14 protein-coding genes are annotated in these 25631 nt (G+C 59.0%); 11 read left to right on the forward strand and 3 right to left on the reverse strand.

Features of this window, described 5'->3' with window-relative positions; all coding sequences use genetic code 11:
* Positions 1-86 precede the first annotated feature (86 nt).
* From ACRWA7_RS18930 to ACRWA7_RS18940, 3 genes are all read left to right on the forward strand, one after another.
* On the forward strand, positions 87-1262 hold the full coding sequence (locus ACRWA7_RS18930; protein ID WP_438395452.1) for an HlyD family type I secretion periplasmic adaptor subunit: 1176 nt from the start codon (positions 87-89) through the stop codon (positions 1260-1262).
* Positions 1263-1268: 6 nt separating this feature from the next.
* The gene (locus ACRWA7_RS18935; RefSeq protein WP_438395453.1) at positions 1269-3383 is read left to right on the forward strand and encodes a TolC family protein; all 2115 of its coding nucleotides are present in this window, start codon (positions 1269-1271) and stop codon (positions 3381-3383) included.
* A gap of 643 nt (positions 3384-4026) precedes the next feature.
* Positions 4027-8985, forward strand: coding sequence for a beta strand repeat-containing protein (locus tag ACRWA7_RS18940; RefSeq protein ID WP_438395455.1), 4959 nt, complete (start codon positions 4027-4029; stop codon positions 8983-8985).
* Positions 8986-9122: 137 nt separating this feature from the next.
* Here the strand turns inward: ACRWA7_RS18940 and ACRWA7_RS18945 are convergent, their stop codons facing one another.
* Positions 9123-9974, reverse strand: a complete 852-nt coding sequence (locus tag ACRWA7_RS18945; RefSeq protein ID WP_438395456.1) for a MurR/RpiR family transcriptional regulator — start codon at positions 9972-9974, stop codon at positions 9123-9125.
* Between the two features lie 258 nt (positions 9975-10232).
* Between ACRWA7_RS18945 and edd the strand changes: the two genes are divergently transcribed.
* From edd to ACRWA7_RS18970, 5 genes are all read left to right on the forward strand, one after another.
* Complete coding sequence (edd, locus tag ACRWA7_RS18950; RefSeq protein WP_438395458.1) at positions 10233-12116, forward strand: phosphogluconate dehydratase; 1884 nt, start codon at positions 10233-10235, stop codon at positions 12114-12116.
* The gene (gene eda / locus ACRWA7_RS18955) at positions 12113-12745 is read left to right on the forward strand and encodes a bifunctional 4-hydroxy-2-oxoglutarate aldolase/2-dehydro-3-deoxy-phosphogluconate aldolase (RefSeq protein ID WP_438395460.1); all 633 of its coding nucleotides are present in this window, start codon (positions 12113-12115) and stop codon (positions 12743-12745) included. Before edd ends, eda begins: the two co-directional genes overlap by 4 nt.
* A gap of 189 nt (positions 12746-12934) precedes the next feature.
* Positions 12935-14296 carry a GntP family permease gene (locus ACRWA7_RS18960; protein WP_438395461.1) on the forward strand — a complete coding sequence of 454 codons (1362 nt, stop codon included), beginning with the start codon at positions 12935-12937 and terminating at the stop codon, positions 14294-14296.
* Between the two features lie 10 nt (positions 14297-14306).
* Positions 14307-14801: a gluconokinase gene (locus ACRWA7_RS18965; RefSeq protein WP_438395463.1), complete on the forward strand. Its 495-nt coding sequence runs from the start codon at positions 14307-14309 to the stop codon at positions 14799-14801.
* A 652-nt stretch (positions 14802-15453) separates the two neighbouring features.
* A complete protein-coding gene (locus ACRWA7_RS18970; RefSeq protein WP_438395464.1) occupies positions 15454-16353 on the forward strand; it encodes an Ig-like domain-containing protein in 900 nt (299 codons plus the stop codon).
* Between the two features lie 290 nt (positions 16354-16643).
* On the opposite strand, the gene istB is transcribed toward ACRWA7_RS18970, so the two are convergent.
* Both istB and istA read right to left on the reverse strand, forming a co-directional pair.
* Positions 16644-17483, reverse strand: a complete 840-nt coding sequence (gene istB / locus ACRWA7_RS18975) for an IS21-like element helper ATPase IstB (RefSeq protein ID WP_438391858.1) — start codon at positions 17481-17483, stop codon at positions 16644-16646.
* Positions 17480-18547, reverse strand: coding sequence for an IS21 family transposase (gene istA / locus ACRWA7_RS18980; RefSeq protein ID WP_438391857.1), 1068 nt, complete (start codon positions 18545-18547; stop codon positions 17480-17482). The genes istB and istA overlap by 4 nt, the downstream gene beginning before the upstream one ends.
* 78 nt (positions 18548-18625) lie before the next feature.
* Between istA and ACRWA7_RS18985 the strand changes: the two genes are divergently transcribed.
* The 3 genes from ACRWA7_RS18985 to ACRWA7_RS18995 all read left to right on the forward strand — a co-directional run bounded on the left by ACRWA7_RS18985 (position 18626) and on the right by ACRWA7_RS18995 (position 25561).
* On the forward strand, positions 18626-22336 hold the full coding sequence (locus tag ACRWA7_RS18985) for an Ig-like domain-containing protein (protein ID WP_438395466.1): 3711 nt from the start codon (positions 18626-18628) through the stop codon (positions 22334-22336).
* 29 nt (positions 22337-22365) lie between these two features.
* Positions 22366-22683, forward strand: coding sequence for a hypothetical protein (locus ACRWA7_RS18990; protein ID WP_438395467.1), 318 nt, complete (start codon positions 22366-22368; stop codon positions 22681-22683).
* A 178-nt stretch (positions 22684-22861) separates the two neighbouring features.
* Complete coding sequence (locus ACRWA7_RS18995; RefSeq protein WP_438395468.1) at positions 22862-25561, forward strand: Ig-like domain-containing protein; 2700 nt, start codon at positions 22862-22864, stop codon at positions 25559-25561.
* The last annotated feature ends 70 nt before the right edge of the window (positions 25562-25631 follow it).

The following is a 25631-nucleotide window of genomic DNA, read 5'->3' on the forward strand; positions in this document are numbered from 1 at the left end:
AACTCATCCGCGCGTTCCGGTCGCTGACGCCAGCAGGGCGCAGGAAGAACGCCGATGCCGGGGTCCATCCCGCGCATCTCGCTTATTTGAACGACTTGCGCGAGTCGCTTCTCGCGCAGTCGATCCCTGGCACGCTCGCCGTGCTGTACCTGGTCGCGGCGGTGATTGTCGGCGGGTTGGTGTGGGCCAAATTTGCTCACGTCGAAGAGGTCACGCAAGGGCAAGGAAAGGTCATTCCGGTTAGCCGTGAGCAGATCATCCAAAGCCTCGAAGGCGGCATCCTCGCCGACATGAATGTGAAAGAAGGTGATGTGGTCGAAAAAGGGCAACTGCTGCTGAACATCGACCCGAAGCGCGCCGATTCGTCGTATGCGGAAGGTCAGGCAAAGCTGATTGGCCTGGAAGCGAAGGTGGCCCGTCTGCGCGCCGAAGCGAATCACACCACGCTCGTGTTTCCCGCCGACGTTCTGCAGGACAAAGGCATTGTGCTCAGCGAAACCCAGACGTACCAGGCACGGCGGCGCGCACTTGAGGATACGGTTGCATCGCTTCAAAAGAGCTATGGCCTCGCAATGAACGAAATCAACATGACCGAGCCGCTTGCCGCGCGCGGCCTGATCTCGGTCACGGAAATTCTGCGTATGAAGCGAAGCGCCAATGATTTGCAATCCCAGATCGTCGATCGCCGCAACAAGTATCAGTCCGACGCCAACGACGAACTTTCGCGTCTCGAGCTTGAACTCTCGCAGACCAAGGAAAACCTCGTGGGCCGCGCGGATGTACTTCAGCGCACAACGCTCGTCGCGCCGGTGAAGGGAACGATCAAGGACATCAAGGTTACGACGATTGGCGGAGTGATCCAGCCAGGGGCGCAGATCATGAGCATTGTTCCGTACGCCGACCAGTTGATGGTGGAGGCGCACATCAAGCCACAGGACGTCGCGTTCATTCATCCGGGCCTGCCGGCCATGGTCAAGATTTCGGCATATGACTTCGGTATCTATGGTGGTCTAAAGGGCCGCGTGGTCGACGTTAGCCCGGATACGTTGACGGACGAAAAGGCTGCGCCTGGAAAGCCGGATGCGGTGTACTACCGGGTTCGGGTCCTGACGGAAAAAAGTGAACTTACAGCCGCTGGCAAACACTTGCCCATCATTCCTGGCATGACCGGAAACGTTGAGATTCGCACTGGCGAAAAGACCGTTCTCTCGTATTTGCTGAAGCCCATATTCAAGTCGCGTGAAGCGTTTCGCGAGAGATAAGCCACCATGTCAGATCACAACAAAAGTGCACGGCCGGTCCGTGCCCGGGGAGGGCTGCGCGTCAAGCTTCCCTACCCGACAACCCCACAGCGGACCGTCTTCAGCGCAGCAAGCGTGTTGATTGGCACAGGCGCTGTAACGCTCGCGTTCATCGCTCCTGAAGCGAAAGCCAAGTCCGCGCTCGACGAAATGGCCTGGATGCCGCAGCAGTTGCCGTTGACACAAGGGACCGCGTCGGCCAATGCAATGGCTGGTGTGGCGGCGCTTGCCCGTGCGGTAGCTCCAGAACCGGCACAAAAACCGATGGCCTCAGGCGCGCCGCTGCCTGTGGCGGCAGTCGCTTCCGCTGGTAGCCGCGTTGCTGTATCGCTGCCTCAGCCGGTGCCTGGCGCTCTGGCGCCGCAGTCGCCCGTTTCCGATGCAAACGCACCGCGCCAAGTACAGGCGAGAGGGTTTGCTGACCTCGGACTGGCCGGCGCAACCATGCCGGTGGACGCCGCGCTCGCCAATCCCGTACCCGCTCCAGTGGAAGCGCCGCGATGGACTCGCCCCGACTCGCCGCGCATGGGCGTTGCTTCGTCGCCGATTCGGATGTCCGAGTCGGCACCGGCGCCGGCATCTTCCACCGCGAACCGCGCGCCCAACCTGCAGGCCGATCTGCAATCGCTGCGCGGGTCGCTTGCCACCGGTGCCGCGGCCGTGGTGGACGACGAAATGACGGTCGTGCCGTCAAAACGTGCTGCGCCGTCCGTACACCAGGCCGGATCAGGACAAGTGGTGCCTGACGGACAGCCAACCATTGGCGCGACAGGCTCGATTTCCGGCGCCCGCCACGCGCCGCGCAACGCGCGCCCGGCGGACGAATACTCGGATTGGCTCGGCCAGGGGGCAGGTACGCGCAACTTTGGCGACCAGGCAGTGGTTCCTGAACAGGCGGTGCGGGCAGCGCTGCGCAACGCGGCAGAAGCCGCCGCCGCACGCAGTCCGACCATCAAGCAGGCCCGTAACGATTGGGAAGCGGCCAAATTCGATGTCGATCAGGTAAAGGGGCAGCGTTACCCGCAGGTTCAGCTCAACGGCAATTCTCCGAGCATCACTGGTGACAGTGCGAGTTTCAACCAGTACAACCGGCCAACCGCCAGTATCGCCGTTACCACGATGATCTATGACTGGGGGAAGACAAGCAAAAGCATCAGCAGCCGCCAGAAGACCGCCGATGCCGCCGAGTTCTATTACCAGTCGGTCTCGCAGCAGAATGCGTACGACGTCTCGTCCAATTTGATCGAGCTGGCCAAGAACCGTCAGATCTACATAATCGGCGAGAGCTATGTGAAACGTATGTCGCAGTTGGTCGCCATGCTGGCCGAGATTGTCAAGGTGGACCAGGGGCGCATGAGCGAACTGACCGAGGCCAAGTCGCGCTTGCTGCAGGCGCAGACATCGCAGGAAATTGTGGCCGCGCAAGTGCGCTCGCTACAGCTTACGGTGAACAAGCTCGTTGGCAACGAGCCGACGCCCATGCCTGCAGGCACGCAGTGGCAATTTCAGCTCGATAGCCTTGACAATGCGGTCGCTGCTATCGCGACGAATCCTCAGATTCAGGAATTGACCGCTGAGGCGGAGTCGGCGAAGTTGAACGCCAAGTCTGTTCGTGCGGATGGGCTGCCCAAGCTGAACTGGGTGATCAACAAGAATACGGCGTCGGATGTTTTCGGCAATCGACAGCCGTGGTCAACCATGCTGCAGCTTTCCTGGACGCCGTTCCAGGGCGGCAGCCAGCGTGCGGCACTGGCTCGCGCCGACTCGAGCAGCGACAAGCGGGACCAGCTTCAACTCGACTCGGAATACAAGGTTCGGGACGCGCATCGCGACGCTATCGCGCTTAGCACCCGTGCAAAGCTGTACGCTGGTCTCGTGGTCGATACCGACCTGATCCGCAAGCAGTACTTCGAGCAGTGGTACCACCTGAACCGTCGCACCTTGCTCGACGTGTTGTCGGCTGAAAGCGAGTTTTACAACAACCAGGTCAACGCGACGACTGCGCAATTCGACGCTTATCAGGCCGTTCTGAAAATTCACCTGAATAACGGAACGATTGATACCTGGTTGAAGGGCGATTGATATAAGGACAAGCGCTTTATTTTAATAAAAGCGGTGTGAAGACTCTCTTATGTGATGACGGGTTTTGATTCGAAGGCCATTTAACGATGATTCGTTAAATGGCCTTTTTCATTATTTGATTAGAAATGCCTTTAAATAGCATATCGAATTATCGAAACAATTATTTTCTGAACATTCACATTCATTTCCGTTTTTTCATGATTCGACGGTGAATCATGTTGCCGGGGTGCAACGTCCGTCATTTTAAGAAATGTCTTACCAGCGCGATTTAATCGCAGGAAATTGCTTGAATTTACGCGCAAAGCGTTATGCGGCAACGTTCCCGGCACACTCAGCGAGTACTGGCGCTAGCGGCCGGATCACGTTTGATTTGACTGGACAATTTAGTTTGAATCGTGGGACAAAAATTAGGAGTTTTCGCATTAAGTCTCTGCGGTTCAAAACCTATAGTCCGTATGCGTTCACAACAACCGGGTTTTCGAATGTAACCCCGGTTTCAGTGCTCGGTCCGGATTGGCCGGAAAGCATCGAATGCCGAGCGTTACGCGGAAGCTACACACGCATTGGTCATCCGAAATAAAGGTGGCGATCGATTCTGCCGAGCCGCAAGGCGATTTTCTATTTTTTGTAAAAGGTATACAGCATGAACAAGTCATACAAATCAGTCTGGAATGAATCGACAGGATCATGGGTCGCAGTTTCGGAACTGGCAACCGGCCGCAGCAAAAGCAAGCGCGCCAAGACAGCTATTTCCAAGGCCATCCTGGCGCAGGTCGCTGTTGGCGGCATGAGCCTGGCAGGCGCTGGCGCCGCAATGGCTGCCGACACAGCGATCCTGGGCAACGGCGCGGCCTCCAACATCTCCGACGGCGTGGCGATCGGCGTCGATTCATTGGTTGATGTCGACCCAGCAGCGCCTACCAAGATTGGCGGTATGGCGATTGGCGATTCGGCATACGCTATTGGATCGGGCGTTGCTATTGGCGCGAACAGCCAGGCAAGCACGGACAGTTTCGCGTTCGGCCCGAATGCAACGGCTGGAAATGGCGGCACGTCGATTGGCGCTAACTCGTACACCATCAACGACGGTGGCCTCGCAGTGGGCAAGAACGCCACGTCAAGGGGTGCGGCCGCCATTGCGCTCGGCATGGACAGCTCGGCAACGGGTTCGGGCTCGGTAGCACTGGGTCAGAGTTCGGTCGCAACTGCCTCAAACACGGTGTCGGTTGGTAACGCAACGCTGCAACGCAAAATCGTAAATCTGGCCGCCGGCACGACAACTACCGACGCGGTCAATTTGGGTCAGTTGACGGCAGCAGGGTTGAACGTTGACACGAATGGCAATGCGACGAACTCGTTCGTGGCGTATGACACCACGGCGAAGGCGAAGGTCACGCTGGGTGGCGGCACGGCAGGCACCACAATTACGAACGTGAAGGCAGGTACCACGACAACGGACGCAGTGAACCTGGGTCAGTTGACGGCAGCAGGTATGACCGTTGACACGAACGGCAAGGCAACCAACGCATTCGTGGCGTACGACAGCACGGCCAAGACGGGCGTGACGCTGGGCGCGGGTACGGCTGGCGCGCAGATTCACAACCTGGTTGCAGGCACCACGGCAACGGACGCAGTGAACCTGGGTCAGTTGACGGCAGCAGGCCTGACTGTTGACACGGCGGGCAAGGCAACCAACGCATTCGTGGCATACGACAGCACCGCCAAGACTGGCGTGACGCTGGGCGCGGGTACGGCTGGCGCGCAGATTCACAACCTGGTTGCAGGCACCACGGCAACGGATGCAGTGAACCTGGGTCAGTTGACGGCAGCAGGGTTGAACGTTGACACGAACGGCAAGGCTACGAACTCGTTCGTGGCGTACGACACCACGGCGATGGGCAAGGTCACGCTGGGTGGCGGCACGGCCGGCACGACGTTGGCGAACGTGAAGGCAGGTACCACGACAACGGACGCAGTGAACCTGGGTCAGTTGACGGCAGCAGGTATCACCTTCGACACGACCGGCAAGGCAACCAATGCATTCGTGGCGTACGACAGCACGGCCAAGACTGGAGTGACGTTGGGTGCGGGTACGGCTGGCGCGCAGATTCACAACCTGGTTGCAGGCACCACGGCAACGGATGCAGTGAATCTGGGTCAATTGACGGCAGCAGGCCTGACTGTTGACACGGCAGGCAAAGCAACCAACGCATTCGTGGCGTATGACACCACGGCGAAGGCGAAGGTTACGCTGGGCGGCGGCACGGCTGGCACGACGTTGTCGAACGTGAAGGCAGGTACCACGGCAACGGACGCAGTGAACCTGGGTCAGTTGACAGCAGCAGGCATTACCGTTGACACGAACGGCAAGGCAACCAACGCATTCGTGGCATACGACAGCACGGCCAAGAACTCGGTCACATTGGGCGGCGGCACGGCTGGCACGACCATCACCAACCTCAAGGCTGGCATCGCTAATTCGGACGCAGTTGCAGTGTCCCAGCTCAAGTCGGCAGGCTTTACGCTCGACGCAAGCGGCAATGTAACGACCCCGGCGGTGGTTTACACGGCAGGTTCTATCGCCTCCGGTAAGCCGAACGTGACGCTCAATGCAGGTACGGGCAACAGCACGTACTTCAAGAACGGCGATCGCAAGCAAGGCTTGTTGCCTGTTGGCACCGTGATCAGCAACGTAGCAAACGGCATTCAGGACACGGACGCAGCGAGCGTTGGTCAGGTGAACGACATCGTGAACCAGACCGGTAGCGCCTCTCCGCAAATGGTCCAGGGTGTACATCTTTTGCAGGCTACATCGGGATCAGGCGTAGTTACGACCGGTTTGGCGTTGTCATACAAGACCGCTGCCTACTACTCGCAGGTGGCGGGTATGGGTGACGCTACGGGTTCAACGCCGCCGTCGGACGTAGCGCGTGCAGAAGGACTTGCATCAATTGCAGTTGGCTCGAACGCATACTCCAAGGGCACGAGCTCCACGGCTGTAGGCGTGCAGGCTTACACGTCGGCGGCTGACGCGGTTGCGCTGGGCTCAGGCTCGGTGGCAAACACGGCGAACACCGTTTCGGTTGGTAATGACGGCACGAGTTCTTACACGGCGTACGACGCACAAGGTGTTGCGTACACCATCAAGAACCAGGCTAACACCCGCCGTCTCGTCAACATGGCTGCAGGTCAGAATGACACAGACGCAGTGAACGTGGGTCAGTTGAAGGGCGTGACCGCAGCAATTGGTGGTGGCGCGGCAGTTGGGCCGGACGGCAAGGTCGTAGCGCCGACGTTCGAAGTCAACGGTCAGAACTATGACACGATTGCAGATGCCATCAATGCTGCAGCAGTCAGTGGCGGCGGTACGGATGCAAACGCGGTTGCCTATGACAGCACGGCGAAGACCAAGGTCACGTTGGGTGGCGGCACGGCCGGCACGACGATCGCGAACGTGAAGGCGGGCGCCGCTGACATGGACGCAGTGAACCTGGCGCAGTTGAAGGCGGCTGGTCTGAGTGTTGACACGGCAGGCAAGGTGACGAACTCGTTCGTGGCGTACGACAGCACGGCAATGGGCAAGGTCACGCTGGGTGGCGGCACGGCTGGCACGACGATCGCAAACGTGAAGGCCGGTACCACGGCAACGGACGCAGTGAACCTGGGTCAGTTGACGGCTGCAGGCTTGACCGTTGACACGAACGGCAAGGCAACCAACGCATTCGTGGCGTATGACACCACGGCCAAGGGCAAGATCACGCTGGGCGGCGGCTCGGCTGGTACGACGATCGCGAACGTGAAGGCGGGTGCCGCTGACATGGACGCAGTGAACCTGGCGCAGTTGAAGGCAGCAGGCTTTAACGTTGACACGAACGGCAACGCAACCAACGCGTTTGTGGCGTATGACACCACGGCCAAGACTGGCGTGACGCTGGGCTCGGGTTCGGCTGGCGCGCAGATTCACAACCTGGTTGCAGGCACAACCGCAACGGACGCAGTGAACCTGGCGCAGTTGACGGCAGCAGGCTTGAACGTCGATACGGCTGGCAATGCAACGAACTCGTTCGTGGCGTACGACAGCACGGCGATGGACAAGGTCACGCTGGGTGGCGGCGCGGCCGGCACCACGATCACGAACGTGAAGGCTGGTACCACGGCAACGGACGCAGTGAACTTCTCGCAGTTGAAGCCCGTAGTTGATGCACTGGGCGGCGGCGCGGCGATTTCCGCGGCGGGTGTTGTAACCGGTCCGACGTACAGTATCAACAACCACAAATCGTATAACGTGGGCGATGCATTCAAGGACGTGGACCAAGGCTTGTCGGACTTGAACAGCGCGGTTGCAGCAATCACGGCGGATACGGGTGGCGCAGGATTGGTCGCTCAAGACGCTACGACGAGAAACATCACCGTAGGCAAGATGACTGACGGCACGGTTGTCGACATGACAAATTCGTCGGGTGTTCAGCGTACGATTACCGGTGTAGCTGCCGGTGCTGTGAACTCGTCGAGTTTCGACGCCATCAATGGCTCGCAACTGGCTGGTGTTTCATCGAGCTTCGCTACTGCAATCGGCGGCGGCGCAATGATGAACCCTGATGGTTCGATCACGCAGCCTTCGTTCAGCGTGGGTGGCGACACGGTACATAACGTTGGTGACGCAATCACCAACCTTGACGGCCGCGTTACTTCCAACACGGACAGCTTGGTGAATCTGCAAACCACGGTGAATAACATCACCAACGGTGGCGGAATCGCTAACCCGAACGCGGTGGCGTATGACTCGTCGGCACACGACCAGATCACCCTGGCTGGTAACGGCACGGCTGGTACAAAGTTGACGGGCCTGGCGGCTGGCGATATCTCGTCGGCTGACAGCACGGACGCTGTAACGGGCGGTCAGTTGTACGCTACGAATGCAGAAGTCGCTGCCCTGCAAAACACGGTGCAGAACTTCAACACCACCGGGACCGCGGGTATTGGCATCAACGGTAAAGATGGTAAGGACGGTGCACCGGCGGCAGCAGCATCGGCCAATGGCAGCGACGCAATCGCCATGGGTGACAATGCTTCGGCTTCCGGCGATCACGCAATCGTGATCGGCGGCGGTGCGACGGGTACGAATGACGGCGTGATTGCAATCGGCGGCAACGCCGGTGCGTCGGGCAAGGACTCCATCGCTATCGGCAACGGCGCCTCGGCTCCGGCAGACAACGCTGTGGCATTGGGTGCGCATTCGGTGGCGGATCGTGACAACACCGTGTCGGTTGGCTCGGCAGGTAATGAACGCCAGATCACGAACGTAGCAGCGGGTACACAAGGTACGGATGCAGTCAACCTGAACCAGATGAACTCGGCAGTGGGCGGTATTGCTCGCAAGGCGTACAGCGGTATTGCGGCAGCCACAGCGCTGACCATGATCCCGGACGTCGACGCGAACAAGACGTTGTCGATCGGTATTGGCGGCGGTACGTTCCAGGGCTACGCAGCAACGGCTATCGGCGGCACGGCTCGCATTACGCAAAACATCAAGGTGCGCGTGGGTGCAGGCTGGAGCGCAGCAGGTACGACGGTTGGTGCAGGTGCTTCGTACCAGTGGTAAGCAAGGTTTGATTGGAAGCCCGGTTCGGAAGAGTTGGGTTTCCGAAGACCTGAAAATTTAGATTGTTCTGCTGTACCGTAGTAATTTCAGCGGGTTCTTCTTTCGAGGAACCCGCTTTTTTTATTTGAAACCAGCCGTTATGGCGCGTTACCCACGCGTCTTTTGTTGAGCACGTCCTTGGCCTCGGCCAGGCGTTCTGCAAAGTCGGGCCCGCGCGCCAGCGCCACGCCGACCGCCAAAATGTCGCCAATCGCCAGATGCGAAATCCGCGAAGTCATCGGCGAAAAAATATCGGTGTCCTCGTCTACATTCGCGAACAGGCTGACGCTTGCCATACGGGCGAGCGGCGAATTGCCATGCGTAATGGCGATCACTTTCGCATTGCCAGCCAGCGCCGACTTCACCGCATCCAGAATGTCTCGGGTACGTCCTGTATTTGAAATCACGACGACCACGTCGCCAGCACTCAAAAGCGCGGCGGAGGTGGTGTAGGTGTGTGGATCGGAATAGGCAACGCTCGGCACGCCGAGCCGGAAGAACTTGTGCTGGATGTCGAGCGCGGCGATACCCGAGCCGCCCGCACCATAGAATTCGATACGCCGGGCATCGGCTAATAACGAGATGGCTGTCGCCACGCTATCCGACGACAAGCTATTGCGCACCTGCAACAACGCGCCAATTGTCCGGTCCAGAACTTTGGCCGCCACGCCGGCGGCGGGTTCGTCGGCCCGGACGTCGCGAAAAACGGAGGGCGCGGGAACATCGGAGGCAATGCTTTGGGCCAGCCGGATCTTGAACTCGCGGAAACCTGAAAAGCCCAACGCCTGGCAGAAACGGGCGATAGTCGGCTGGCTAACACCGGCGCGCCTCGCGAAATCGGTCATTGCGAGGTCCACCACTTCTCGCGGAGCGTCGATCACGTAATCTGCAAGCTTGCGCTCGGAAGGGCGCAATTGCTCGCGCATTGCTTCGACTTGGGACAGCAACATCAGGAATCTCGCCTATGCTGGAATTTGGAGGGACTATAGCTGACGCGTGGATATGTACAAAAACTACATGAATAATTGCAGTTCGAAGTTCGCGTCAATCCATGATGTTGAGTATCGTCTCTTTAAAACAAGGCGCGTAGGGGTTTTCCAGATGGTGGTAATGTAGTTTTTCTACTAAGATCCGGTTGATCCGCTCGTTTGAGCAAATTTCATCCCGGCATGCCCGGATGTTCGCCGACCCCAGGCGAAGGAGTCTCGATGGTTTCCCCTCATTCGCATCTCGCCAAGGTCACCAAACGTGTGATCGAGCGCAGCAAGCCGACGCGCGCGGCCTATCTGGCCCGAATCGCCGGCGCACAAGGCCATTTTCCAGCTCGCGGCGCGCTTTCGTGCGCCAACCTCGCGCACGGTTTTGCCGCCATGGAGGGTCAGGAAAAGATTTCGATCCGGTCAATTCGCGAGCCGAACATTGGCATTGTTTCGTCTTACAACGAGATGCTTTCGGCCCACGCGCCGTTCAAGAATTATCCCGACATCATCAAGCAAGCGGCGCGCGAGGCCGGCGGCGTTGCGCAATTCGCGGGCGGCGTGCCGGCCATGTGCGATGGCGTGACACAAGGCAATGCCGGCATGGAGCTATCGCTGTTTTCGCGCGAAGTCATTGCCATGAGCACGGCCGTGGCGCTGACCCACAATATGTTCGATGCCGCCCTGTGCCTCGGTATTTGCGACAAGATCGTTCCTGGCTTGCTGATAGGAGCGTTGCAATTCGGGCACTTGCCGACCATTTTCGTGCCGGCCGGTCCAATGACCAGCGGCTTGACCAACGACGACAAAGCCAAGGTCCGCCAGTTGTTCGCAACCGGCGGCTGCGACCGTGAAGCGCTGCTGGAAGCAGAAGCCGCGGCCTATCACGGCCACGGCACCTGCACGTTTTACGGAACGGCTAACAGCAACCAGATGCTGATGGAAGTCATGGGCCTTCATCTGCCGGGCTCTGCGTTTATTCATCCGCACACGCCGCTCAGGGACGCGCTCACAGCCGAGGCGGCGAGGCGAGTGCTGGAGTTGACTGCTGAGCGCGGACACTACACGCCCGTAGGCCATGTGGTCGATGAAAAAGCCATCGTGAATGGCATTGTTGCATTGCTGGCAACGGGTGGTTCGACCAATCACACCTTGCACCTGGTGGCAATAGCGCGGGCGGCGGGGATTGTTATCGACTGGAATGATTTCGACGAACTCTCGCAGGCCGTGCCGCTCACCGCGAGGATTTATCCGAACGGGAAAGCCGATGTGAATCACTTCCACGCAGCCGGCGGCATTGCGTTCCTGGTGCGGGATCTGCTGGAAGCCGGTCTGCTGCACGAGGACGTGCAAACTGTCGCGGGCCGCGGCCTCGTCCATTACACGCGCGAACCCAAATTGATCGACGGCAAGTTGCAATGGATCGAAGGTTCCGCAACCAGCCACGATACGAAAGTGCTGCGCAGCCACAAGGAACCTTTTGCGCCCGACGGCGGCCTGCGCCTGATGCAGGGCAAGCTGGGACGCGGCGTGATCAAGATATCGGCGGTGGCGGAAGCTCACAGGCAGGTCAAGGCTCCGGCTATTGTTTTCGACTCGCAGGAGCAGGTGCAAGAGGCTTTTGACCGAGGCGAGCTAAAACGGGATTTCGTGGCTATCGTCCGCTTTCAGGGGGCGCGCGCCAATGGCATGCCGGAGTTGCACCGGTTGACGCCGCTTCTCGGCGTCTTGCAGGACCAGGGCTTTCATGTTGCGCTTGTCACGGACGGGCGTATGTCCGGCGCGTCGGGCAAAGTGCCGGCGGTTATCCACATATCTCCGGAAGCGTTGCTGCAGGGGCCGTTGGGCAAGGTGCGCACCGGCGACACCATTGTCATCGATGCAAACAGGGGCGTGCTGGACATAGAGATCGATGCAGGCGAATGGAGCGCTCGCCCGGTCGAACAGCCGGCACATCAGGCGCAGAACGAGGTCGGATTCGGACGGGAACTGTTCGGAGTATTCCGCGCCGCTGCCATGCAGGCGGAACTTGGCGCGTCGGTGTTTGGTCCCATGGTCGGCGAGCAGGCTAACCGGGCAAGTGCAGAATCCGAACCACAGGAGCAGAAGAGATGAGATCAGTAAGTGAGATTGTGCGGCTTGGGCCGGTCATACCGGTGCTGGCGTTTGAATCGGCGGAACAGGGCGAGAACGTGTCGCGCGCATTGCACGCAGGCGGCGTCAAGGTCCTCGAGATCACGCTTCGCACGAAGGCGGGACTCGAGGCAATCGAACGCGCTTGCGGACTGGCGGATGACATAGTCGTGGGCGTTGGCACCATTACGCGGCCCGAGCATTGCGGGCAAGCGAAGAAAGCAGGCGCGCAATTCGGCGTCTCGCCAGGATTGACGAAGGACATCCATTCGGCGGCTCTCGATGCCGGTTTGCCGCTGTTACCCGGTGTCATGACGCCGACAGATATCATCGTGGCCCTGGAACTGGGCTATGAGATCGTGAAGCTGTTTCCAGCACAACAGGCAGGCGGCGTTGCGATGCTCCAGGCGCTGAACGGGCCTTTCCCCGGCCTGAAATTTTGCCCGACAGGGGGCATTACTGCCGAAACCGCGCCGAACTTCCTGGCGTTGCCGAACGTGGTGTGCGTTGGCGGCTCGTGGTTGACGCCGAAGACGGCGCTGGCTTCGCAGAACTGGGAGGAGGTAACGCGCCTCGCGCGTGCCGCCAGCACGCTGGCGCCGGCCCAGTAAGCGGCACAAAGATGGCTACGAAGCCCCTGCGTTCACTGCGCGGGGGCTTTTTCACATTGGGACGCGACCGGAAGGCACGTTTCTCCCTCTGCAAGTAAAATCCCCCCGGTTGAACGTCGACTGCGCGAAGGCATGACGCGAGTCCGCCGCGGCGCAGCATTTCTTTAGAACAAATCCGGAGGCGTTTTCATGGAGCCAGTCCACGGCAGCATGCTGCTGGTGTACGCGGTCATTGCCATAGCATTGCTGATACTGATGATCACGCGGTTCAAGGTCTATCCATTCCTTGTCCTGATCATCGTGTCGTTATTGCTGGGTCTCGCCGTTGGCATGCCAATGGACACCATTGTTAAGGCGTTCGAAACCGGCAACGGCAACACGCTCGGGCACATTGCCATTGTGGTTGGCCTGGGCACCATGCTCGGCAAGATGATGGCCGAGTCCGGCGGCGCGGAGCGGATCGCGAACACGCTGATTGACCGGTTTGGCGAAAAGCATATCCACTGGGCCATGATGTGCGTGGCGATCATCGTCGGCCTGCCGGTGTTCTTTGAAGTCGGTTTTGTGCTGCTGATTCCGATTGCCTTCAACGTGGCTAAACGAACCAACAAGTCCTTGTTGCTGATCGGCTTGCCCATGGTCGCCGGTCTTTCCGTGGTGCATGGATTGATTCCGCCTCATCCGGCCGCGTTGCTCGCCGTGCAGGCGTATCACGCGGATATTGGCCGCACGATCGCTTATGGACTGATAGTCGGCATTCCCACTGCAATAGTCGCGGGTCCTCTGTTTGCGCTCTTGATCAGCAAGCATATCAAGCTGCCTGAGAATAATCCGCTCGCGGCGCAGTTTATAGATTCACGCAAGGAAGGCGAAACGCGCGAGTTGCCGGGTTTCGGGATTACGCTGTTTACCATCTTGCTCCCGGTCATCCTCATGCTGGTTGGCAGTTGGGCCGACCTGGTTTCCGCGCCCAAATCGCTGCCCAATAACCTGCTGAAATTCGTAGGCAACGCGGACGTTGCCTTGCTTATTGCGGTGTTGTTCAGTTTCTGGAGCTTCGGCGCTTCACGTGGATTCAATCGCGAGCAGATCCAGAAGTTCTGCGGCGACTGCCTCGCGCCCATTGCGGGCATTACGTTGATTGTAGGAGCGGGCGGTGGCTTCGGGAACGTGCTGCGTGAAAGCGGGATATCGCAGCAACTGGTTGCTACTGCATCTGCCGCGCATTTGTCGCCGTTGCTGCTTGGCTGGTTCGTTGCCGCGCTGATCCGGCTTGCCACAGGCTCCGCCACCGTCGCCATGACCACGGCATGTGGAATTGTCGCGCCCATAGCGGCGGCGTCGCATGGCGCGGTGAGTGCTGAATTGCTGGTGCTTGCCACGGGCTGTGGATCGCTGATTTTTTCGCACGTGAACGACGGCGGCTTCTGGCTTGTGAAGGAATACTTTGGCATGACGGTGGGCCAGACATTCAAGACATGGTCGCTTTGCGAAACGATTATTTCCCTCATGGGTTTGGGTTTGACCTTTGCGCTTGCGACGGTCGTATAAGGAGATATTTATGATATTGATCGTGATGGGCGTATCCGGTTGTGGCAAGACCACAATAGGTGAAATGCTGGCCGAACGGCTGAAATGCGATTTTGCCGATGCCGACAGTTTTCATAGTCAGGCAAACAAGGACAAGATGCACAAGGGCATTCCCTTGACGGATGACGACCGCTGGCCGTGGCTGAATGCAATTCGCGCTTCCATTGTCGAAAAGCGTGCTGACGGCACCACGCATGTCTATGCGTGTTCGGCGCTCAAGCGTGCTTATCGTGACATTCTTCGCAATGGCGACAAGGACGTGACCTTTGTCTATTTAAAGGGAACCGAGGAATTGCTGAAAGAGCGTATCAAGACGCGCAAGGGTCATTTCTTTGATCCTGCGTTATTGAAAAGTCAACTGGATACACTGGAAGCTCCGGGCCCAGATGAAGCAATTGAAGTGGATATTGCGTGGTCGCCGGATAAAATAGTGAATACTGTATTGAATGAAATGGACTACCGGTGACTCCGGTTTTTAGCGCATGATTCAAGCCTGCGGCATGCAGGCTTTTTAAATACCAAACAGGTTCAGTGCAACGCTGGACCGGTTACGGTTATCCAGACCGGGATAAAAAGTTCGGACTACGACACAATTGATCGGCGGAACTCGCACGTTGCGGGCGTACGCGGGGCCAGTGACATATCGAAACCAAGGCGTCGGCTGGCAGGGTGACGCGCAACGTGTATGAGCTTCGGGCCTGCGTACCGAATTGCTGGCCCAACATGACGTACAGATCGCATTGCATAACCAGGCAACGGGCGGAGGGATTAGTTTGCAATTAAAAAGCCGCTGTCTCTAATTAAAACGAAAAGAGCGTTACGGGATCGACCTCGCAATGCTTTTTGGTGTCCGAAGGTTTCCGAATTGAAAAGGCTGGTAAATCTTTTTATGCGCCGCTGCCACGCTTATCTGCTGCGTAAATATCTCCTAGAGCACGCTTGGCTCTGGTCGTCGGTTCTTTAAGACTTCTCTGGTATCGATGCGGGTGATTCGCAAGGAGAATCGCGCTGCTCTCATTGCAAAATGGGCTTAAAGCACATTTCTCCTTGGGGAAACCGCATGTCCCATCAAGTGACCTGACTTCCCCCTTAACTTCAGCAATCAAAGGTAATTCAAGATGGCGATTCAATTAAAAGATCCGTCCCAGGCGGTGATCACATCGGTGGGCGGGGCGCTCAACGGTGGCACGGCAGACAGCACCACGCCGGTCATCAAGGGCACGGCGGACGCGGGTGACATTGTCAACATTTACGACGGCGTGCGGCTGCTCGGTTCGGCATTGGTCGCAGCCGACGGCACATGGTCGTTCACGCCTGCTACGCCGCTCAAGGTCGGCACGCACTCTTTCGCGGCAATTCCCCATGACAGCGAGGGCAACCTTGGTGCCTCGTCGGTGCCGGTGAACGTACAGGTCAACGCCGGCATCGTTCCGCCGCCAGCACCGTCGGTAGATTCAGTGACGGATGCTGCAGGCCCGATCACGGGTCCGGTACCGAAGAACGGCACGACCGACGACAACGACCCGACCATTGCCGGCAAGGGCGTGGCGGGTGACGTTGTTCACGTGAAGGATAACGGCACGGAAATTGGCTCGGTCACGGTCGACGCGAACGGTAACTGGTCGTTCAAGCCGACCACGCCGCTGCCTGACGGCTCGCATGACATCACGGCCACGCAAACGGATCCGGCAACCGGCGCAACAAGCCCGGCCTCGGCGGACTGGCCCTTCAAGATCGACACGACCACGCCGGTTGCACCGGTGATTGTTTCGGTCAACGACGCAGTAGGCCCGATCACGGGTCCGGTACCAAAGAACGGCACGACCGACGACAATGATCCGACCATCAAGGGCACGGGTACAGCGGGTGACGTGGTTCACGTGAAGGATAACGGCACGGAATCGGCACGGCAACGGTTGACGCTTCGGGCAACTGGTCTCTCAAGCCGGCCACGCCGCTGGCTGATGGCGCGCACGACATTACGGCTACTCAAGCGAACCCGGCAACGGGCAAGTTGAGTCCGGTATCAGCCGACTGGCCGTTCACCGTGGCCACCAGCATAGCTGCGCCGGTAATCAAGGCCCTGTATGAATACCTCGACAACGGTGATTACAAGTCGTGGACGCCTTCTGGCGGAATCACTCCTGTCCCGGACAACGGTGCTGCAGGAACGGGTATTCCAGGCAGTACAGTGTACGTGTATGAAGGCACGACTTTGATCGCTAGCGCCACGGTGTCAAACGCAATCTCAAGTTGATACAGCTTCGTACGCAAACGCAATTGGAAATTAATACACCTACTCACGCGGTTATTGGCTGGGTGCTACCTCCTTTGAACTGCGTCTGCGTTTGATGTCGTCCCCGTCGTGCAATTGCGGCGGCGCAATTCTGTTGATCATCCCAGCCTGACGTTTTTCCTTTAGCCGATACGATTCACCGGAGATCGGTACGACGTGTGCATGATGAAGCAGCCGGTCAAGCAACGCCGCAGTCAGCGTCGCGTCGTCGGCAAAGGTCTGATCCCACTGACCGAACGGCAAATTGCTGGTGAGGACGAGACTGCCCGTTTCGTATCTTTTGGCAATGACCTGGAAGAGTAAGTTCGCCTGTTCCCGATCCATTGGCAGGTACCCCATCTCATCAATGATCAGAAGTCTGTACGGCTTCGTGATGCGCTTGATGGTTTCCTCGAGCTGGTTACGCCGCAACGCGGTCGTCAATTGCATCAGGAGGTCGGCGGCGGTGATAAAGCGAACGCGGAACCCGGCCTGCGTTGCACGATATCCAAGTGCCAATGCGAGGTGAGTTTTACCCACGCCACTAGGTCCGAGCAGTACGACATTCTCCGCACGCTCCACAAAGGCTAGGCTGCTTAGCTCGAGTACTAGCGGTTTGGGTACGCCGAGTGCGAACTCGAAATCGAAATCATCAAGCGTCTTGATCGCCGGGAAGCCGGCGAGACGGGTCAGCATCCGGCGCATTCGTTCCGTGCGAGCCATTGCTTCATCTTTTAACGCGTGTTCGAGGAAGTCGAGATAGCCAAGCTCGCGCTTCGCAGCCATTTGTCCAAGGTGCGCAATCTGCGTCGGCAAATGCAGGAGGTTGAGTTGCTTACACAACACGGTCAGTCGCTCGAGCTGCGGCGTCATGCGTTCACCTCCTGCGTTCGGCTGAAGGCATCGTAGACCGACAACGGATGCTGCAGCGGTTTTTCCCATTCCGACGTTGCATACCGCGATACCGGTTTCGGTTGCTCATGCGGCGTCGCTCCAGTTCGGACCGACCGTCCCACGTACGGTGCCGGCAGCGGCAGCAAATGTGGGCGCTCTTCGAGCAATACCTCAGCTGGTACGCGTTTCGTGGTGCCATGAAGACGAACGTTGGCAACGTCGCGCAGCCACCGCCTGACACGCTCATTGCAAAGGCCACAGTCCGCTGTCAACCCGGCTTGTTTAAGCATTGAGACCAACGGGACCCAGAAGCTGTAGCGCAAATAACCATTCATACGCTCGACTTTGCCTTTCGTCTTTGCACGGTATGGTTTGCAGACGCGAGGCACGAACCCGTGATGTTTAGCGAAGTCGGCGAATCCTGGATGATATCGATGCTGTTTTTTGCCATATGCATCGCGTTTCAGGATTACCGTTTTCATATTGTCATACACGATTTCTCTGGTGACGCCTCCAAATGCCTCGAATGCCCGCACGTGGCAAGCCAGCAGCGTTTCAATACGCATGTCGGTGACAAACTCCGCGTAACTTACGCGGCTGTAGCCCAACGTCGCGACGAACGCGGCGAGCATGCCGAGCTTGTGCCCCGGCTTACGAAACTCGATCCAGTCCATCTGCATCTGTTGGCCCGGCTCGGTCTCGAATCTGACTACTGGGTCGGGACGCGCAGCGGGTCGAAGTTTCTGCAGATAGTCCTGAACCTGTCGCAATCCGCCTTTGTAGCCGCGCTCCTCAATCTCTCGCTTGAGCACCGTCGCCGGGATCCAGTCTGGCTTTGCTGCTTCGACCCGGCCCTGAAGATACGACTTAAACGGCGCAAGCTTACTCACGACGGGCTCACGCACTTTGCGATGCGGAGGACCTAATGCCAGATATTTCCGAACCGTGTTGACGGCCATGCCAGTCTCTACCGCGATGTCTCGCAGGCTATTCCCTTGGCGACGCAGAATCTCGATTTCCATGTACTCCTCGTAGCTGATCACGGGCCGCCCAAAAAGAGCAACCCTACAACGAGGTGTATCAATTCCTAAACGCGTTGCTGTATTAATTTACAACTGCGCGTGACAACGGTAGATGCCAACGGCAATTGGACCGCTCCCCACACGGTCTGGACAAGTGGTGCGCATGACATTTACGCCACGCAAACGAACACGTCGGGTGCCAAAAGTGGTCACTCGGATGCGTTCGAGTTCACCGTATCCATTCCGTTTCCTGCGCCGGTAATCATCTCGGTGACGGATGACACAGGCCCGATCACGGGTCCGATTCCGAAGAATGGCACAACCGATGACAACGACCCGACAATCAAGGGTACGGGCGCGGCGGGTGACGTTGTTCATGTGAAGGACAACGGTACAGAAATTGGCTCGGCAACGGTCGACGCTTCGGGCAACTGGTCGTTCAAGCCGACCACGCCGCTGGCTGATGGCTCGCACGACCTTATAGTTACGCAGACTGATCCGAAAACCGGTGCAACGAGCCCGGCCTCGGCGGACTGGCCGTTCAAGATCGACACGACCACGCCGGTTGCACCGGTGATTGTTTCGGTCAACGACGCGGTAGGCCCCGTCACGGGTCCGGTACCGAAGAACGGCACGACCGACGACAACGACCCGACCATCAAGGGCACGGGTACAGCGGGTGACGTGGTTCACGTGAAGGACAACGGCACGGAAATCGGCACGGCCACAGTTGACGCTTCGGGCAACTGGTCGCTCAAGCCGGCTACACCGCTGGCTGACGGCGCGCATGACATCACGGCAACGCAGACGAACCCGGCAACAGGCAAGGTTGGTCCGGCATCGGCCGACTGGCCGTTCACCGTGGTCAGCGCTCCGGCTGCACCGTCGGTTGATTCAGTGACGGATGCTGCAGGCCCGATCACGGGTCCGGTGCCGAAGAACGGCACGACCGACGACAACGACCCGACCATTGCCGGCAAGGGCGTGGCAGGTGACGTTGTTCACGTGAAGGACAACGGCACGGAAATCGGTTCGGCAACGGTTGACGCCAACGGCAACTGGTCGTTCAAGCCGACCACGCCGCTGGCTGATGGCTCGCACGACATTACGGCTACGCAAACCGACCCGGCAACCGGCGCAACGAGCCCGGCCTCGGCCGACTGGCCGTTCAAGATCGACACGACCGCACCCGCCGCACCGGTGATCGTTTCGGTGAACGACGCGGTAGGCCCGATCACGGGTCCGGTGCCGAAGAACGGCACGACCGACGACAACGACCCGACCATCAAGGGCACGGGCGTGGCGGGCGACGTGGTTCACGTGAAGGACAACGGCACGGAAATTGGCACGACAACGGTTGACGCTTCGGGCAACTGGTCGCTCAAGCCGGCTACGCCGCTGGCTGACGGCGCGCATGACATTACGGCTACGCAGGCAAACCCTGCAACAGGCAAACTGAGCCCTGCATCGGCCGACTGGCCGTTCACCGTCAACACTGCGGCTGGACCAGGCGAAACGGTAACGATCACGGGGATGTTTGATCATTCTTTTGCGAATATTCCGCAGGGCGGGTCCACTGATGACGTAGAGCCTCGGGTCACCGGCACGTTGTCGTCCGCGTTGCTGGCTGGCGAATCTCTCGTGTTGTACCGCGATGGGGTGAAGCTGACCGACACGATTTTCTGGGAAACAAAAACCAGCTGGACGTACGCGGATTCGGATGTTCCGGTGGGTACTCATACCTACACAGCCCGAGTAGTGAGCGCCGCGGGCAACGGTGCGATTTCGAACGCATTTTCGTTCACAGAAGTGGTGAGCATTCCTGCGCCGGTAATCGTGTCGGTGAACGACGCGATAGGCGACATCACCGGTCCGGTACCGAAGAACGGCACGACCGACGACAACGCTCCGACCATCAAGGGTACGGGCGTGGCGGGCGACGTTGTTCACGTGAAGGATAACGGCACGGAAATTGGCTCGGTCACGGTCGACGCTTCGGGCAACTGGTCGTTCAAGCCAGCCACGCCGCTGGCAAATGGCTCACATGACATCACGACCACGCAAACAGACCCGGTATCCGGAAACACAAGCCCTGCGTCAGCCGACTGGCCGTTCAAGGTGGACACGACAGCGCCGGCTGCACCAGTGATTGTTTCGGTAAACGACGCAGTAGGCCCGATCACGGGTCCGGTGCCAAAGAACGGCACGACCGACGACAACGACCCGACCATCAAGGGCACGGGCGTGGCGGGCGACGTTGTTCACGTGAAGGACAACGGCACGGAAATTGGCACCGCAACGGTCGACGCTTCGGGCAACTGGTCGTTCAAGCCGGCTACGCCGCTGGCCGATGGCGCGCATGACATTACGGCCACGCAGACGAACCCGGCAACGGGCAAGGTAAGCCCTGCATCAGCCGACTGGCCTTTCACTGTTGCCACCACCGTGGCACCCGCGGAAACCGTGGCGATCACGGGAATGGTGGATAACGCGTTGGGCACTCACCTGGCGCTCGCCAATGGCGGCACCACGTTTGACGCGAACCCCACTGTGAACGGTACCGTGTCGACTGCGCTGCAGGCTGGAGAGACGCTCGTGGTTTACCGGGATGGGGTCAAGGTAGGCAACGCCACAATGAACGGGAAGACCTGGTCGTTCCAGGACTCGAATGTACCTGTGGGTAACCACACGTATACAGCCGACGTGGTGAATGGAGCGAGCCACGGCACTGTGTCGAATGCGTATTCCTTCACGGAGATCAGCACGGTGGGACAACTTATGCCCGTAACCATCGGAGATTTAGGCTATTACTACCTAAACATCGGCGATGCAATGAGCAGTGGGAGAGTTGGCGGCATAGCTATAGGTGCCGGGGGGTTAGGAGGACTGTACAACATAGATGCTCCACAGGCGCCGTGGATGGTAACGCTTGTCAGCCCAGGGATCTATCTCGTGTACGCGAACCCGCAAACTTGGGAATCCCTTTTGGCCCCTCAAACCGACATTTATCGTAAAGCGCTGGCCTCTCCGCTATCTTACTGGGATTCCAGTAAGAAGCAGTCTGTGCTGTTTGACGATGGCGATATGTCACGCTTCTTCGGTAAATTAGGGACGTGGATCCCGTTTGACTTGGGAACCTTTCCTACCGCCGGCGTCTCCGCGGTGCATCAGGTTGCCACGGACGACACGGCGGCCACGCACGGCCTGTTGGGCGCGGCAGCGGCGGCCGATCCGGCTGCTACTCCGGCAACTGACGGTCAGGCGCAGCACACCGCCGTGGGTGATCACCAGTCCTTCACCGGCACGTCCGGTCACGACACAGTGGACCTGAACATGGACCCGTCCGCCTACTTCAAGGAATCGACGGCTCACATTCAGGGCAGCACGGCGCATCCTGTGGACGCGGCGGGTGCAGCGCCTGCGGTGAACACGCTGCACCTCACGGGCGATCACCAGATCCTCGACTTGACTTCGCTCACCGGCAAGACGGCGGCGGCGAAGATCTCGGGTATTGAAGTGATCGACCTGGGCGGCCATTCGAACAGCCTGAAGCTCTCGCTTACTGACGTCTTGAACCTGGGCGAACAAGACCTGTTCCAGAAGGACGGCAAGCAGCAACTGATGGTGAACGGCGCGGACGGCGACACCGTGGACCTGTCGAACGCGCACATTGCGGGCGTGGCTGACGGTCAGTGGCATCAGGAAGGCACGGCGCAAGTGGGTGGCGTGACGTATAACGTCTACGAACACTCGGGCGCGCATACCGAACTGCTGGTTCAGCAAGGCGTGCAAATCGCCCTGCATAACTAAGCAAGTGTTGTAACGGTAACGGCTGGCGGTTGCTTCAGGGAATCGCCAGCGAAACAGCAGGGCAGTTGAAAAAAAAGCCGTTGTCGGGAGCAATCCCGCAACGGCTTTTTTGTTTGTGCGCAACCGGCATTTCCCAGTCAAAAGTCCGTACCTCGCCTGACAAAGCAGATGGGCAGAACGCGCTGACACCAGCCGGTCGCACTACCGCCTGCGTCGGATTCTATGTCGCCTCGGTGTCTTGCGAAAACGCCATCACAGTAGGTTTATTTTATTTTTATATAAAAATACAACATGATTTTCTTCACCCCGATCAAGCCAGGTCAAAAATTCTAGAAATCACGACGTAAGCTCGATGTAATTAGGATTTCTCCGGTATATGCCGTTCACACCTCGATTCAGAATCTGCAACGCGCATGGGCCGTTTGCATAGCGTCCATTCGCGCGACCCGCAGCCTGCACGCCATTTCGCAAAGTACGAATGCCGGGCTGGTTCCGGGCTTCATCGATTCAAACCAGAGGTATGAAATGGCATCAAACTACCAAAACCCCGCACAAGCGGGTTTCAAATCATCCGACAACGTAAGCGTTGTTCCTGTCATCACCGCTATCACGAGCGGACTGGATCCGTTGGCAACCCCAATTCCGTTCGGCAGCACGACAACCGCGCCGCATCCGGTCATCAGCGGCCTGGGCCAGCCGGGCGACATGATCGAACTTCGCGATGGTTCCCGGGTTGTCGGCATGGCAACCGTTGAAGCGGACGGTCACTGGGCCATCGGTCTGGGCGCGGTCGCCAATGGCGCGCACTCCATGACAGCGGTTTCAATCTCCAACGGCTCGACCAGCGCAACTTCGAACGCGTACGAGTTCAGCTATCAGGCCGTGCCTGTGGCGCAAGCGCCGGCTGAAACGCTGACGATCACGAACCTGAGCGATCACTCGGGAGCTAACGTTCCCTATCAAGGCATCGCGAACGATACGGCGCCGACAGTCCACGGCATCATGTCGTCGCTGCTGACACTTGGCGAAACCATTTCGGTCTACCGTGATGGCGCGTTCCTGGGCACAGCAAGCACGAACGGCACGAACTGGACGTTCAACGACCAGGGCGTGACCGCTGGCAATCACGTCTACACGGCACGCGTGGAAAGTGCTGCGGGCAATGGCGCGTTCAGCAGCGGTTTTGCGTTCACTGAAGCAGGTACGCTGGATCACGTTCCGGTGATTACATCCATCGCTGGCGCAGCGGGCAATGTGCCTGCAGGCAGCACAACGAACGAAGCACACCCGACCATCAGCGGCACAGGGCACGCCGGCGACATGATCGAACTGCGTGACGGCTCGAACATCGTGGGCCACGCAACGGTGGATGCATTCGGTCACTGGAACATCGGTCTGGGTTCGGTGGCTGGCGGCGCGCATTCGCTGACGGCAGTTGCTATCGCCAACGGCTCGGTCAGCGCGGCTTCGAACGAATACGCGTTCAACTATCAAGCTGCATCCGTGACGCCGACGCCGGCCGCGCTGGTGATTACGAACCTGATCGACCACTCCACAGGCAACGTTGCCAATCAAGGCACTGTGAGCGACCCGGCGCCGACCGTTCAGGGCACGATGTCGTCCCTGCTGGTTCGTGGCGAAACCATTTCGGTCTACCGTGATGGCACGTTCCTGGGCACAGCAAGCACGAACGGCACGAACTGGACGTTCAACGACCAGGGCGTGACCGCTGGCAATCACGTCTACACGGCACGCGTGGAAAGCGCCGCGGGCAATGGCGCGTTCAGCAGCGGTTTTGCGTTCGTGGAATTGGGTGCTGTCGACCACGTTCCGGTGATTAGCGCAATTGCTGGCGCAGCGGGCAATGTGCCTGCAGGCGGCACCACGAGCGAAGCACACCCAACGGTCAGCGGCACGGGTCACGCGGGCGACATCATCGAATTGCGCGACGGCTCGAACATCGTGGGCCACGCAACGGTGGATGCATACGGTCACTGGAACATCGGTCTGGGTTCGGTGTCCGGCGGCGCGCACTCGCTGACGGCGGTTTCTATTGCCAACGGTTCGGTCAGCGCAGCTTCGAACGCATACGCGTTCAACTATCAGGCAGCGCCTGTGACGCCGGCGCCGGCTGAAACACTGGTGATCACGAACCTGATTGACCACTCGGTGGGCAACATCTCCGATCAGGGCGTCACAAGCGATTCGTCGCCGACCGTTCAGGGCACGATGTCTTCGCTGCTGGTTCGTGGCGAAACCATTTCGGTTTATCGCGATGGCACGTTCCTGGGTACGGCAAGCACGAACGGCACGAAGTGGACGTTCAACGATCAGGGCGTGACCCCCGGCAATCACGTCTACACGGCACGCGTGGAAAGCGCTGTGGGCGCTGGCGCGTTCAGCAGCGGCTTTGGGTTCACCGAGGCGGGCGCTCCTTCGAATCACACGGCAGCAATCACCGCCGTCCTGGACGCCTTTGGCGCCCAGCAAGGCAACGTCCCGTCGGGCGGTATCACTGACGACCATCGTCCGGTTGTCAGCGGTACGGGTCATGCTGGCGACAGCATCGACGTAATGGATGGCGGCTGGGCCGTTGGTCACACCACGGTCGACTCGCATGGGAACTGGTCGGTGCAACTCGGCACGTTGGCCGATGGCGCACATTCGCTCACGGTACGGGCATACGGCGACGGAACGGTAACGTCCAATCCGGCTGCCTACGGGATCACTGTCTACACGGAAGCTGTTGCGCCAGTGGCAACCCACACGTTCGACCTGAGCGGCGATCCGGCTGCGTTCTTCCAGCAGAACAACGGCCATATCCAGGGTTCGAGCGGTGTCACGGATACGTTGCATCTGGCTGGCGACCATCAGGTCCTCGACTTGACCTCGCTGACGGGCAAGACCGCCGCAGCGAAGATTTCGAGCGTTGAAGTGTTCGATCTGGGCGGTCATCAGAACACGTTGAAGCTGTCGGTGCTGGACGTGCTGAACCTGGGCGAAACCGATCTGTTCCAGCATGACGGCAAGCAGCAGTTGATGGTGAACGGTCATGCCGGCGATGTGGTCGACATGGCCAATGCGCATGTCTCCGGTCTGTCCGACGGCAGTTGGTCGCAGCACGGCGTCACCACAATGGGCGGCGTGGTGTACAACGTGTACGAGCACTCGAGTGCACATACCGAATTGCTGGTTCAGCAAGGCGTGAATCTGGTCGTGCATTAAGTTGTGAAGTCCGCTTCGCTGGTGAAAGGAAGCGGATTGTTGAAAGCTGCACGGAAAGCCGTTCCAGGAA

The sequence above is a fragment of the Caballeronia sp. DA-9 genome (assembly GCF_051615025.1).
Taxonomy (GTDB): domain Bacteria; phylum Pseudomonadota; class Gammaproteobacteria; order Burkholderiales; family Burkholderiaceae; genus Caballeronia; species Caballeronia sordidicola.